Here is a 13,563-nt window from a genome sequence, read left to right as displayed (position 1 = left end):
ACGCGAATAGCGTTTATCGACGCCTGCGTGTGCCGGGGCACTCCTGCCGCGCGCCGCCACACGCCGGGGCGCCTGCGCGGCGGTGGGCCTGCGGCCCCTAGGGCATCGCCGCCTTGGCGTCGAGCACGCGGCGCACCGCGGCATCCACCTTCTCCGCGAAGGCGGGGTCCGCCTCGGCCCGCGCGAGCACGGCCTGGTGCATCTCGGGATAGACCGACGGGTCGGCCGACACGAGCAGCAGGTCCACCCCGGCGTCGATGGCGAGGGTCGCGCGGTCGGCGGGGGAGTAGACCTCGACCTGGTCGGCTGCCGACAGGTCATCGACCGTGATCACGCCGTCGAAGCCCAGGCCCTCGCGCAGCACCCCGACCACCGCGGGCGAGAACGCCGCCGGCACCCCGGGGTCGATGAGGGCGTAGTCGGCCGTCGACATCATCACGACCGCGTCGCCCTGGGCGAGCACCGAGGCGTACACGCCCACGTCGGGCCCGTCCGCGGTGACCACCTGGTCGGTGACGCCGGTGGAGTAGTCGGTGTTGTCATCCACTCTCCCGAGCCCCGGGAAGTGCTTGAGCGTCGGCAGCACGCCCCCGTCGCGCATGCCCGCGGCGAACGCGCCCGCCTTCGCCGCGACCGTGGCCTGGTCGTAGCCGTACTCGCGGGCGAGCGCGCCGATCGGGGGATTGGATGCCGCGGACTCGGGGCTCGACACGACGTCGGCGACGGGGCCGAGGTTCATCGTGACCCCCGCGGCGGCGAGCTGTCCCGCCCAGGCCGCCGCGCTCGCACGCAGGGCGGCGTCGTCCTGCGCGGCCTGGTCGACGGCGGAGGGGATGTCGTCGAAGCCGGGACCGGAGAGCACCTGGACCGTCCCGCCCTCCTGATCGGTCGCGACCCACAGCGGGGGGCCGTCCGCGGGGGCGGCCGAGGTGAACCCGCGCACGAGCTCGGCGATCGCCGCCGCTCCGGCGTCGGAGCGACCGTGCAGGAACACCCCGCCGATGTGGTCGTCGCGCACCGCGGCGAGGGTCGTGGGGTCCGCGCCCTCGACGGGGGTGCCGACCATGAACAGCTGCCCGACCTTGTCGCCGAGGCTCATCGCGGCCAGCGGGTCCGGTGTCGCGGTGGGAGTGGGGGTCGCCGTCGGGGTGGGAGGGGGAGTGGGCGAGGCGCTCGGGACGGCACCGGACGGCGCGCACCCGGCGAGCGCCAGAGCGCAGAGCAGCGCCAGGGCCGAGAAGCGGGGAGCGGTCTTCACCCCACGATGGTGCCGCACCAGTCTGGACGTCCGGTCACCGCCGTCGCGGGCGCGGGGTCCGCGGCGGGCCACCCCAGACCCGTCCCGCACCGGCGGCTCCTTCTGCCGACGTGCTCAGCCGAGGCCGTTGGAGCAGGTCGCCTGGTCGGCCTTGCTGCCGTTGATGTTCTCGGGCAGCTCCACCACGTCGGGCGCCGCGCTCGCATCGGGGGCGGCGCTGGCATCCGGGACCGGGGTCGCCTCGTCACTCGCGCTCTCGGTCGGCGCGGGGGTGGGGACCGAGGGGTCGGCGACCACTCCGCGACCCGCGTCACCGGTGAGGGCGAGGGGCGCGTTTGCGGCCAGGGCCTGCCAGAGCACCTCGGCGGATGCCTCGTCCGGAACGACGCGGTTGGCGTCGGAGGGGTCGTCGACGACGGGGAACTGCACGAAGGTGATGTCGTCGAACGGCACGTCCTTGAGCGTGTACGCGAGCTGCGCGATGCGTACGGGGTCGGCCAGGCTCTCGCTCGGCTCGATGTTGCGCACGGCGGTGCTGGCGAGGTTGAGCAGCGTGCCGGGGTTGGCGAGCACCTCGTCGCTGCGCAGCTTGTTCATGAGTCGCGAGAGGTATTGCTGCTGGTTGCCGATGCGGCCCAGGTCGCTGCCGTCGCCGATGCCCTTGCGGGTGCGCAGGAATGCGAGGGCGTCGAAGCCCTTCACGACGCGGGTCCCCGGTTCCCATTGGATGCCGGCATCGGGGTCGTCGATACCGTCGCCGCCGATGCACACCTCGACGCCGCCGATCGCGTCGGTGATGTTGACCACGTTGCCGAAGCTGACTTTGGCGGCGAAGGGGATGCTCTGCCCGCTCAGCTCGGACACGGTGTCGGCGACGCAGGTGAGCCCGCCGGCCTCGTACGCGGTGTTGATCGAGGCTTTGAAGGCGCCCGGGAAGGGCGTACCGTCGGCCGCGGTGCACTCGGGGATCTCGACCTGCAGGTCGCGGGGGAAGGACACCACCGTCACGCGCCGGGGGTTGGTCGACACGTGCACGAGCATGTTGACGTCGTTGCGGGTGCCCTCGTTCTCGGGGTCGGAGCAGCGTTCGCCGAACGCGGCCGAGACGACGTCGTCGCACTCGTCGGTGCCGACCACGAGCACCGCGAACGGATCGTCGTAGGTGCTCAGGGCCGGGGGCGCGGCGGGGGCGTCCTTGAGGGGGACGGCCGCTTCTCTCAGGGTCTGCGTGAGCGAGAAGGCGTAGAACCCGGCCACCGAGACCCCGGCGACGACCGCCACGGTGACGACGATCGCCAGCAGCTTTGCGCCGCGCCGCCAGGCCGAGACCGGGGGGCGGTGTGCGTGCCGGGTGGGGGGCTGCGTCATGGGTGAAGTCAACCACGACCGTGTGGGAGTCGGCCGAGGGCCCGCCAGCGGGACACGGGGCGGGCGGCCGTCATCGTTTCGCGACGACCGGGGGAGTGAGCGCGGGGATCACGGTCTCGCCGTAGACCCGCATGGTCTCGTCTTTGTTGTCGTGCTGCAGGTAGCCGGCGAACTGGGTCGCACCCAGTGCGCGCAGCTTGTCGAGCTTGGCGATGTGCTCCTCGGCGGTGCCGAGCACGCAGAACCGCTCCACGATGTCGTCCGGGACGAAGTCGACGTGGTCGTTGGTGCTCCTGCCGTGCGAGTTGTAGTCGTACCCGGTGCGTCCCGAGATGTAGTCGGTGAGCGCGGCGGGGACGTCGGAGCCTGCACCGTACTTCGACACGATGTCGGCGACGTGGTTGCCCACCATCCCGCCGAACCAGCGGCACTGCTCGATCATGTGGGCGCGCGACGCAGGGGTGTCCTCGCCGATGTACATGGGGGCGGCGACGCAGAACGCGATGTCGTCGGGGTCGCGCCCGACGTTCTCGGCGGCGCGGCGGACCGTCGTGATCATCCACTCCGCGATGTCGACGTCGGCCAGCTGCAGGATGAAGCCGTCGCCCACCTCGCCGGCCAGCTTCAGCGCCAGGGGGCCGTACGCCGCGACCCAGACGTCGAGCCGGGATCCGCGACTCCACGGGAACTGCAGCGTCGCGCCGTTGTACTCCACGGGGCGCGAGTTGCCGAGCTCGCGGATGACGTGGATCGATTCGCGCAGGGCGGCGAGCGAGGTGGGGCGTCCATTCGTCACGCGCACCGCCGAGTCGCCGCGCCCGATTCCGCAGATGGTGCGATTGCCGTACATCTCGTTGAGGGTGGCGAAGGTGGATGCCGTGACCGTCCAGTCGCGGGTCGCGGGGTTCGTCACGAACGGTCCGACCGTGATCCGGCGGGTGGCGGCCAGGATCGCCGAGTGGATGACGTAGGGCTCCTGCCAGAGCAGGTGCGAGTCGAAGGTCCACGCGTGGCTGAAGCCGTGCGCCTCGGCCAGCTGCGCGAGCTGCACCGTGCGGGCGGCGGGTGGATTGGTCTGCAGGACGACGCCGAAATCCATGGGTTCCCCTCTCAGACCAGGTACTGGCTCAGGCCGCGCCGGACGAACTTCCCGTCACCGGGAGTGCCGAGGTAGGAGCCCGCGTCCACGACGACCTTTCCGCGCGAGAGGACGGTGTCGACGTGCCCGTCGATCTCGAAGCCCTCCCACGCGGAGTGGTCCATGTTCATGTGGTGGGTCTTGTCCACCCCGATCGACGTGTGCCCGGCCGGGTCGTACACGACGATGTCGGCATCCGCTCCCGGGGCGATGACGCCCTTCTTGCCGTACATGCCGAACATGCGCGCCGGGGTGGTGCTGGTCAGCTCGACCCAGCGCTCGAGCGTGATCTGCCCGGTCACGACGCCCTGGTACATGAGGTCCATGCGGTGCTCGACCGAGCCGATGCCGTTCGGGATCGCCCGGAAGTCGCCCTGTCCGAGCGTCTTCTGGTCCTTCATGCAGAACGGGCAGTGGTCGGTGGAGACCATCTGGATGTCGTTGGTGCGCAGCGCCTGCCACATGTGGTGCTGGTGACCCTCGTGCTTCGAGCGCAGCGGCGTGGAGCACACCCACTTCGCGCCCTCGAAGTCGCCCCACTCCTCGCTCGACGCGCCGAGCTGGTCTTCGAGCGAGAGATAGAGGTACTGCGGGCACGTCTCGCCGAAGACGTTCTGCCCGTTGTCGCGGGCCCACGCGAGCTGCGCGACGGCCTGCTTGGCGCTGACGTGCACGACGTAGAGGGGAGCGCCGGTGAGGTGCGACAGCATGATCGCGCGGTGCGTGGCCTCCTCCTCCATCTGCCACGCGCGGGCGACGCCGTGGAAGTACGCAGAGGTCTTCCCCCTCTCGATCAGCTGTTCGGCGAGCACGTCGATGACGGGGCCGTTCTCGGCGTGCATCATCGTCAGCAGCCCCGTGTCGGCGGCGACCTGCATCGCCCGCAGGATCTGCGCGTCGTCGGCGTAGAAGACACCCGGGTAGGCCATGAACATCTTGAAGCTCGAGATGCCCTCGTCGATGAGCCCGGGCAGGGCCGCGAGGGAGTCGGCATCCACCCCTCCGACGATCTGATGGAACCCGTAGTCGATCGCGCAGTTGCCCGCCGCGAGCTCGTGCCAGTGGGCGAGGCCGTCCTGCACGCGCTCGCCGGCGCGCTGCACCGCGAAGTCGACGATGGTCGTCGTCCCGCCCCACGCGGCGGCGCGGGTACCGGTCTCGAACGTGTCCGAGGCGCTGGTTCCGCCGAAGGGCAGTTGCATGTGGGTGTGCGCGTCGATGCCGCCCGGGATGACGTACTTGCCCCGCGCGTCGATGACGGTGTCGACGGATGCCGCCAGGTCATGGCCGAGCAGCGTGGACCCGGGCGCCAGCACGGCGGCGATCGTCTCTCCGTCGAGAAGGACATCCGCGGCGGAGCGCCCGGTCGCCGTGACGACGGTGCCGCCGGAGATCAGCGTGGTCGCCATGTCAGGCCTCGACGATCTCGCCATAGGTGTCGGGCCGGCGGTCGCGGTAGAACTGCCAGTCGTCGCGCATCTGCTGCACGAGGTCCATGTCGAGGTCGCGGATCAGCACCTCCTCGTGGTCGGCCGAGCCGAGGGCGCCGACGTGGTTGCCGCGCGGGTCGATGACCTGGCTGGTGCCGTAGAAGGTCACGGCATCCTCGCCGTACTCGTTGTCCTCGCGGCCGACGCGGTTGGGCTGCAGGACGAAGTAGCCGTTGGCCACCGCCGCGCAGGGACCCTCGACCTCCCAGAGGCGGTTGGACAGACCGGGCTTGGTGGCGTTGGGGTTGAACACCATGTGCGCACCGTTCAGTCCGAGCTCGCGCCAGCCCTCGGGGAAGTGACGGTCGTAGCAGATGTACATGCCGACCTTGCCGACGGCGGTATCGAAGACGGGGTAGCCGAGGTTGCCGGGGCGGAAGTAGAACTTCTCCCAGAACTTCTCGAGGTGGGGGATGTGGTTCTTGCGGTAGCGGCCGAGCACGGTGCCGTCCGCGTCCACGAGCACCGCGGTGTTGTAGTACACCCCGGTCTGGGCCTCTTCGTAGATGGGGAGCACCGTGACCAGGCCCAGTTCTTTCGCCAGAGCGGTGAAGCGCTGCACGATGGGTCCGTCGACGGGCTCGGCGTAGCGGTAGTACTTCTGGTCCTGAGTGATGCCGAAGTAGGGGCCGTAGAACAACTCCTGGAAGCAGAGCACGTCGGCTCCCTGCGCCGCGGCATCCCGGGCGAACTGCTCGTGCTTGTCGAGCATCGACTCCTTGTCGCCCGTCCAGGTCGTCTGGGTGATCGCCGCGCGCACCGTCGTCATGGGAATCCTCGTCTCTGTCGGTCTCCGCTACTTTTCCGCCCCGGGGTTTCCCGCCCATTTCACCCGGTGTCGCCACCGTAAAGTCTGCGGCGGCCCGTGAGAAGAGGCAGATCCGTGCCGGAGCGCCGTCAAGCCCCGGTCCGGGCGTCGGAGCCCCCTCCTAGGCTGGATGCCATGACCGTTCCCTCCATTCAGCTCAACGACGGAAACTCCATCCCCCAGCTCGGCTACGGCGTGTTCCTCGTGCCCGCCGACGACGCCGAGCGCGCCGTATCCGAGGCGCTCGAGGTCGGCTACCGTCACATCGACACCGCCGCGATCTACAAGAACGAAGAGGGCGTCGGCCGTGCCATCGCCGCCAGCGGTATCTCGCGCGACGAGCTCTTCGTCACCACCAAGCTCTGGAACGACCGCCACGACGGCGAAGAGCCGCACGCCGCGATCGACGAGAGCCTGCAGAAGCTGGGTCTCGACGCGGTCGATCTGTACCTGATCCATTGGCCGACCCCCCAGAACGACAACTACGTCCACGCCTGGCAGAAGATGATCGAGATCCGGGAGGCGGGCAAGACCCGCTCGATCGGCGTGTCGAACTTCCTCGTCCCGCACCTCGACCGCATCGTCGCCGAGACGGGCGTCACCCCCGTGGTCGACCAGATCGAACTGCACCCCGCCCTCAGCCAGCGCGAGATCGCCGCCTGGGGTCAAGAGCACGACATGCACATCGAGTCGTGGGGTCCGCTGGGTCAGGGCAAGTACGACCTGTTCGAGATCCCCGCGGTCAAGGACGCCGCCGAGGCGCACGGCAAGAGCCCCGCGCAGGCCGTTCTGCGCTGGCACATCCAGCACGGCTTCATCGTGTTCCCCAAGTCGGTGCGCCGAGAGCGCCTCGAAGAGAACTTCGACCTGTTCGACTTCGAGCTGACCGCCGACGAGATGGCCGCGATCGACGGCATCGACCCCGGCGACGGCTCGGGTCGCGTGGGCACGCACCCCGACGACCTCAACTGAGCGCCGCACCCGCGCATGAACCGCCTCGCGAACGCCTCGAGCCCGTACCTGCGGGCCCACGCCGACAATCCCGTCGCGTGGTTCCCGTGGGGGGCCGAGGCGTTCGCGCTCGCGGCCGAGCGAGACGTTCCCGTCCTGGTCTCGATCGGGTACAGCACCTGTCACTGGTGCCACGTCATGGCGCGGGAGTCGTTCCAGGACCCCGAGACCGCCCGCGTCATGAACGACGGATTCGTCTCGATCAAGGTCGACCGCGAAGAGCATCCCGAGGTGGACGCCGCCTACCTCGACGCCGCCTCGGCCTTCACCCCGCACCTGGGCTGGCCGCTCACGGTGTTCGCGAGCCCCGAGGGGCGCGTGTTCTACGCCGGTACCTACTTCCCGCCCGAGCCCCGCCCGCCCCAGCCCTCGTTCCGTCAGGTGCTCGCCGCGGTCCGCGAGGCGTGGACCGAACGGCGGAGCGAAGTGGATGCCACCGGCTCCTCGCTCCGCGACGCCCTCGCCGCCGCGGCCACGGCCCCCGCCGACGCCCCGCCGACCCTCGCCCAGCTCGCCGGGGCCGCTCGCGCGGTGGCGCAGCGCGAAGACCGCGACGACGGCGGATTCGCCGCGGGGCCGGCCTTCGAGACGCCCAAGTTCCCCAACACCCCCGTGCTGCGTTTCCTGCAGCACCCCGCGCTCGCGGAGCAGGCTCCGGAGGCCGCGAGCGTGGCATCCCGTGCGCTCGCGGCCATGGCGCGCTCCGACCTGCACGACACGGTCGACGGCGGCTTCTTCCGCTACGCCACGCGCCGCGACTGGAGTGTGCCGCACTACGAGCGGATGCTCACCGACAACGCCGGTCTCGTCGAGGTCGCGCTCGCCGCCGGTGACGAAGCCGTCGCCACCGACGCCGCCCGCTTCCTCGTCGACGTGCTGCAGCTGCCGAGCGGCGGCATCGCCGCGGCCCAGGATTCCGAGTCCGTCATCGACGGGCAGCGGACCGAGGGCGGGTACTACCTCGCCGCCGACCGGTCGGGACTGACCCCGCCCGCCCTCGACGCCAAAGTCGTCACCGGGTGGAACGGCCACGCGATCGCGGCACTCGCCGCAGCCGGCACGCGTACCGATCCCCGATTCGTCGAGGCGGCGCGCTGGGCGGCCGATGCGGTGCTCGAGAGCAACGTCGCCGACGACGGGACGCTGCGACGCGCCTCGCTCGACGAGGTGCGCAGCTCCGCCCCCGCCACGCTCGAGGACTACGGCGGTCTCGCGCGCGGCCTGCTCGCGCTCGCGCGGGCCACCGGCGAGGTCGTCTACGCCGAACGCGCGCGGGCGCTGGTCGATCAGTGCCTCGATGGTGACGGCATCCATCCTCCGGGCGGGGGCGACCCCGTGCTGGTCGCGCAGGGCATGCAGGCGCACGGCACCCCCAGCGATGGGGCATCGCCCTCGGGGCCGTCGGCGTTCGCCGCCGCGGCTCTCGATCTGTGGCGCCTGGGTGCGGGGGAGCGGTATCGGGACGCCGCCGCGCGTCTCGTCCGCGCGGCCGCCGACGTCGCCCTGTCCTCCCCTCTCGCCCACGGGGCGATCCTCGACGTCGCGGTGGGGCTGGCCACGCCTCCGCGACAGGTGGTCGTCGTGGGCGAGGCCGATGCCGAGATCGCCGACATCGCCCGGCGCTTGGCGGCGGACGTGGTCGCCGTCGTCTCGCCGGGACAGGCGCGGTCTTTTGCAGAGGCGGGGTTCGAGTTGTTCGCGGGCAAGGTCGCGCGGGGCGGCGAGGCGACGGCCTACGACTGCCGCGCGTTCACCTGCGCGCTGCCCACGACGGATCCGTCGCAGCTGGGGTGACGGGCGCCGGCCTCAGATCCAGCTCGGCAGCCAGTTGTGCACGCGCCAGAATTCGTACGGCACCGGCAGGCCCGCCCAGACGGGGTACCAGAACGCCGACACCCCCACGCACAGCACCAGGAAGATCAGCACGATGACCTGACCGCTCCGCCGTGACGCGCCGCGCACCCCGCGGGCGACGTCCTGCAGGGCGAAGGCGAGAGCGAGCACGAGGAACGGCAGCATCGCCACCGTGTAGAACTGGAAGATCGTCCGCTCGGGGTACAGCAGCCACGGTACGTAGGTGGCGGCCAGGCCCGTGAGCACCACCGCGAAGCGCCAGTCCCGGATCATCACGAACCGCACGAGCAGATACACGGATGCCGCGATCCCGGCCCACCAGATGACGGGGTTCGCGATGCTCGAGATCGCCTCGGTGCAGCCCGCCGGCAGGGTGCAGCCGTTGACCCCGGCATCGTCCTGGTGCCAGTACATCGAGGTCGGACGCAGCAGCAGCGGCCACTGCCACGCGGGACTGGCGTAGCTGTGCGGGGTGACGAGTCCGACGTGGAAGCCGTACATCTCCCGGTGGTACGCCCACAGGTTCTGCAGCGCCGTGGGCACCCACGCGAAGATCCCGGTCGCGTTCTGGTCGGTCTCGCGCATGTACCCGCCGTCGGTGAACAGCCACCCGGTCCAGGTCGCGAGGTAGACGACGACGCTGATGGGAACGAGCACGACGAACGACAGCAGGCCCTGGCGGACGGCATCCATCGGCCATTGCACGATCCCCTGTCGGCGCCGAGCGAGGGCATCGGTCACGACGGCGTAGACGCCGATCGCGGCGAGCACGTACAGGCCCGACCACTTCACCGCGGTCGCGGCCCCGGCCGCGGCCCCCGCCGCGAGCAGCCACGGGCGATCCCACAACAGCGGGCCCCAGGTGTGCGTGTGTCCGGGCAGCTTCTCCATCGCGGCGTCGAGTCGATCGCCCGTGCGACGTCGGTCGAGCACCGCGAACCAGAACGCCAGCACGATGAAGAAGGTGAGGAAGACGTCGAGCAGCGAGATGCGGCTGAGCACGATGCCGAGGCCGTCGATCGCGATGAGACCGGATGCCACGCTCGAGAACACGATCGACTGCGACAGGCTCCACGCCAATAGATAGACCAGCAGCACGGTGGCCGTGCCGAACAGGGCGGCCGAGATGCGCCACCCGGTCGCGGAGTCGGGGCCGAGCACCGCCATTCCGGCACCGATGAGGATGCGCCCGAGCGGCGGATGCACGACGTAGCTGCCGATGCCGGTGAAGATGTCGGTCTCACCCGCGGCGAAGCGCGGATCGGTCTCTTCGGGCCACGTCGAGGGGTAGCCGAGGACCCACTGGCTCCACGAGTCCTTGACGTAGTACGTCTCGTCGAAGACGAGCTGGTGCGGATCGCCGATGTCGATCAGGCGCAGCACCGCCGCCACCAGTGTCACGATCGCGGGGGCGAGCCACCGCCACAGACGCGTGCGCCGGGGATCGGCGAGCAGGGCGTCGCGCCAGCGGTCGAGGCGCGTCGGCTCGGCCGCGCTCAGCAGGGACGGGACGGCAGCGCTCACGGCCCCCAGCCTAAGGTGGAACGGTGATCATCCTGGCGGCGACCCCCATCGGCAACCTGGGCGATGCCTCGAAGCGTCTGATCGAGGCGCTCGAGAACGCCACGGTCGTCGCCGCCGAAGACACCCGCACGACGCAGCGGCTGCTGGCGGGGCTCGGCGTCGAGAACCGCCCCCGTCTGATCGCGCTGCACGACCACAACGAGAAGGAACGGGCGGCCGAACTCGTCGAGCTGGCGCGCCACGACGACCTGCTCGTGCTCAGCGACGCGGGCATGCCCACCGTCAGCGACCCCGGTTTCGGCCTGGTGGCCGCGGCCGCCGCCGCCGGGGTGACGGTCACCGCCCTTCCCGGACCCAGCGCCGTGGTCACGGCCCTCGCCGTCGCGGGGCTTCCCACCGATCGGTTCGCCTTCGAGGGGTTCCCGCGCCGCAAGCCCGGCGAGCGCCGCAAGGCCTTCGCGCAGCTGGCGTCCGAGCAGCGCACGCTGGTCTTCTTCGAGTCGCCGTCCCGTTTGGCATCCACTCTCGACGACCTCGCGAGCGTGTTCGGTGCCGATCGCCCCGCCGCCGTCTGCCGCGAGCTGACGAAGCTGTACGAAGAGGTCAAGCGCGGCACGCTCGCCGAGCTCGCGGCGTGGGCGGCCGAGGGTGTGCGCGGCGAGATCGCGATCGTCGTCGGCGGCGCCGCGGCGCGCGAGGTGGCGTTCCCGGATGCCGTGACCCAGGTGCTCGAACTCGTGCGCGCCGGCACGCGACTCAAAGAGGCGGCGGCCGAGGTGGCGTCGCTCACCGGGCATTCCTCGCGAGAGCTGTACCAGGCGGGGCTCGCGGTCAAGCGCTGACCGCGGGACGGACCGGACGGCCCGCCCCGCGGGGCACCTCACCGGCGTCGGTGACGCAGGGCGAGGCCGGCGCCGGCGGCGAGGGCCAGCAGACCCGCCGCGGCCAGTCCGAACGGCACGCTCGTGCCCGTCGCGGCCAGGTCGCCACGCGTGGTGTGCGTCGGCAGCGGCGTGGCCGACGGCGTCGGAGAGCCGGGCGCGGGCTCGGCCGGTGCGGGCTGAGTCGGTGCGGGCTCACTCGGCGTTGGTGCGGGTGTCGGTTCGCCGGGCGTGGGCTCGGGCGTCGGTTCGCCGGGGGCCGGTTCCTCCGGAGCAGGGGCGCCGTCGCCGACCCGCTCCAGCGCGAGATCGTCGATCGTGCCCCACGCGTCGGTCGGGAGATCGGCGGTCACCCGCACGGTGAGGCTCTCGCCCTCGGCGATCTCGATCTCGTCGGTGCGCGGTTCCGACCACACCCGCCACCCGCCCGCCGTGAAGGGCGCGACCGAGGTGTCGGCATCCGAGATCAGCTCGATGCTCGCCGTCCCGTCGCCGAACGCGCCACCCTGCAGCGCTCCGGCGGCGACGTACCGACCGGCCGGGAGGTCGTCGACGCGCTGCTCGAGGGCGAACGACGTCGCTTCGGCGGCGAAGAAGTGGGCCGAGCGCTCGCCCGTGCGCGGGTCATCCGTCGCACGGAGAGAGAGGGGTCCCTCGACGGTCCACATCGAGACGTCCGGGTCCTCGAAGCCGGGGTTGCGCAGCAGGTTCTCGGCCGAGACCGTGACCACCGCGAGCGCCGCGTAGCCGTCGGCCGTCGCGCCGGCGATCTCGTAGACGCCGGGCTGCGAGAGGTCGGGGGCGGCGTCCCAGGTCACGGGGCTGTCCTCGCTCGTACCGTCGCTGAAGCGCACGGTCACCCGTTCGGGCAGGAGGAGCTCGTCGCCCGCGGTCACCGCGATGCGCACGGTGTCGACGCCGGTGACCTCCCGGGGTGCGACGGCTCCCGTCCGGACATAGGCGAACGTGCGCAGCGACTCGAGCGGCGTGCCGTCGACGTCGAAGAGCGACTGGTTGTCCCACGCCGATCCGCCGAAGTACTCTCCGGCATCCTCGGGGTCGTACTCGCCCGCGAAGCTCGTCGCCCAACCCGAGCCGTCGCGCTCCCAGAGCACGCGGTTCTGCGCCAGCTGGTCGGCCGGGCCCACGGGGAGCCACGCGGGCTCCCAGTAGTACGCGCCGATGCCGGCGTCGCCCACGTCGGCGACGGCCTGGACGACATCGCGCAGCGCCGTGGCCTGGCCCTGCACACTCACCGGATAGGCCTCTGCCTCGGAGGCCGCGTCGATCACATTGGGGTGACCGTCGGCGTCGTCGAGCGTGCGCACCCACGACGTCTCGGCGACCATGACCTTCTTGTCGTAGGTGTCGGCGACCTGGCGCAGCACGGCCGTGAGGTTCTCGGTCGTGCCGTGCCAGAACGGGTAGTACGACGAGGCGAACACGTCGTAGTCGACCTGGTTCGCCGCCAGCTCTGCGGCGTACGCGGCGTAGTGGCCGGGGCGCTCGGGGTTCGTCACGTGCACGGCCACGAGGGCGTCGGGCGTGACCTCGCGGACGGCGGCGGCTCCGGCCGAGAACACCCGCGCCATGTCGGGCCAGCCGGTCACCCCGGCCACTCCGCCGTTGGTCTCGTTGCCCACCTGGACGAGCTCCACGTCGACGCCGGCGGCGACGAACTCCGTCAGTGCGTCGCGTGTGAAGTCCCCGACCGCGGCGGCGGTCTCGGCGGCATCCATCCCCGCCCAGGCCTTCGGTGCCTTCTGCTTGGCGGGGTCGGCCCAGAAGTCGGAGTAGTGGAAGTCGACCGCGACACCGAGCCCGGCAGCGGTCGCGCGCTCACCGATCTCGACGGCCCGGTCCACGCCGACATTGCCGCCGCCGTACCCGCGGCCCGCGGCGTCGAACGGGTCGTTCCAGACGCGGACGCGCACGTCGGTCACGCCGTGGTCGGCGAGCACCTCGAACAGGTCGGCGGGGGCGCCGTCGTCGTCGCGGAAGACCACTCCCGACTCCTCGAGCGACAGCACCGATGACACGTCGACGCCGAGGGCGAAGTCGGATGCCAGTCCCTCGACGCGCGGGACGGTGATCCCGGCCCCGACCGGCTCGTCGGCGGGTGCGGCCCGGGCCGCCGTGAGGGGCGCCACCGCGAGGGCGACACCGAGGGTCAGGGCCGCGAGGGCCGTGGGGCGGGGGTGTATCGGCATCCGGATCTCCATCGATCGATG

General features: G+C 71.3%; 10 protein-coding genes. 3 read left to right on the top strand and 7 right to left on the bottom strand.

Going from position 1 to position 13,563, the window contains the following annotated elements; genetic code table 11:
- Positions 1 to 97: 97 nt before the first annotated feature.
- The 5 genes from ACIPVB_RS08695 to ACIPVB_RS08675 form a co-directional block, all read right to left on the bottom strand.
- A complete protein-coding gene (locus tag ACIPVB_RS08695; protein ID WP_400368285.1) occupies positions 98 to 1,258 on the bottom strand; it encodes a glycoside hydrolase family 3 N-terminal domain-containing protein in 1,161 nt (386 codons plus the stop codon).
- Between the two features lie 114 nt (positions 1,259 to 1,372).
- A complete protein-coding gene (locus ACIPVB_RS08690) occupies positions 1,373 to 2,626 on the bottom strand; it encodes an LCP family protein (RefSeq protein ID WP_400368284.1) in 1,254 nt (417 codons plus the stop codon).
- 70 nt (positions 2,627 to 2,696) lie between these two features.
- Entirely contained in the window at positions 2,697 to 3,725 is a 1,029-nt protein-coding gene (locus ACIPVB_RS08685) for a TIGR03842 family LLM class F420-dependent oxidoreductase (protein WP_400368283.1), read from the bottom strand.
- Between the two features lie 11 nt (positions 3,726 to 3,736).
- On the bottom strand, positions 3,737 to 5,173 hold the full coding sequence (gene hydA / locus ACIPVB_RS08680) for a dihydropyrimidinase (protein WP_400368281.1): 1,437 nt from the start codon (positions 5,171 to 5,173) through the stop codon (positions 3,737 to 3,739).
- 1 nt (position 5,174) lies between these two features.
- On the bottom strand, positions 5,175 to 6,023 hold the full coding sequence (locus ACIPVB_RS08675; RefSeq protein ID WP_400368280.1) for a nitrilase-related carbon-nitrogen hydrolase: 849 nt from the start codon (positions 6,021 to 6,023) through the stop codon (positions 5,175 to 5,177).
- Between the two features lie 174 nt (positions 6,024 to 6,197).
- Here ACIPVB_RS08675 and ACIPVB_RS08670 point away from each other — a divergent pair, with 174 nt between their 5' ends.
- The gene (locus tag ACIPVB_RS08670; RefSeq protein ID WP_400368278.1) at positions 6,198 to 7,034 is read left to right on the top strand and encodes an aldo/keto reductase; all 837 of its coding nucleotides are present in this window, start codon (positions 6,198 to 6,200) and stop codon (positions 7,032 to 7,034) included.
- 15 nt (positions 7,035 to 7,049) lie between these two features.
- Positions 7,050 to 8,867, top strand: a complete 1,818-nt coding sequence (locus ACIPVB_RS08665; protein WP_400368277.1) for a thioredoxin domain-containing protein — start codon at positions 7,050 to 7,052, stop codon at positions 8,865 to 8,867.
- A gap of 12 nt (positions 8,868 to 8,879) precedes the next feature.
- On the opposite strand, the gene ACIPVB_RS08660 is transcribed toward ACIPVB_RS08665, so the two are convergent.
- Positions 8,880 to 10,451 carry a dolichyl-phosphate-mannose--protein mannosyltransferase gene (locus ACIPVB_RS08660; RefSeq protein WP_400368276.1) on the bottom strand — a complete coding sequence of 524 codons (1,572 nt, stop codon included), beginning with the start codon at positions 10,449 to 10,451 and terminating at the stop codon, positions 8,880 to 8,882.
- A 23-nt stretch (positions 10,452 to 10,474) separates the two neighbouring features.
- On the opposite strand from ACIPVB_RS08660, the gene rsmI reads away from it, so the two are divergent.
- Complete coding sequence (gene rsmI, locus ACIPVB_RS08655) at positions 10,475 to 11,293, top strand: 16S rRNA (cytidine(1402)-2'-O)-methyltransferase (RefSeq protein WP_400368275.1); 819 nt, start codon at positions 10,475 to 10,477, stop codon at positions 11,291 to 11,293.
- Between the two features lie 38 nt (positions 11,294 to 11,331).
- On the opposite strand, the gene ACIPVB_RS08650 is transcribed toward rsmI, so the two are convergent.
- Positions 11,332 to 13,542 (bottom strand): glycosyl hydrolase 53 family protein, encoded by a 2,211-nt coding sequence (locus tag ACIPVB_RS08650; protein WP_400368273.1) that lies wholly within the window; start codon positions 13,540 to 13,542, stop codon positions 11,332 to 11,334.
- Positions 13,543 to 13,563: the final 21 nt, after the last annotated feature.

This window comes from Microbacterium sp. NPDC090007 (assembly GCF_044748345.1).
GTDB lineage: Bacteria > Actinomycetota > Actinomycetes > Actinomycetales > Microbacteriaceae > Microbacterium.
Note: the sequence above shows the minus strand (reverse complement) of the source record. Positions and strands in the feature narration are given on the sequence as shown.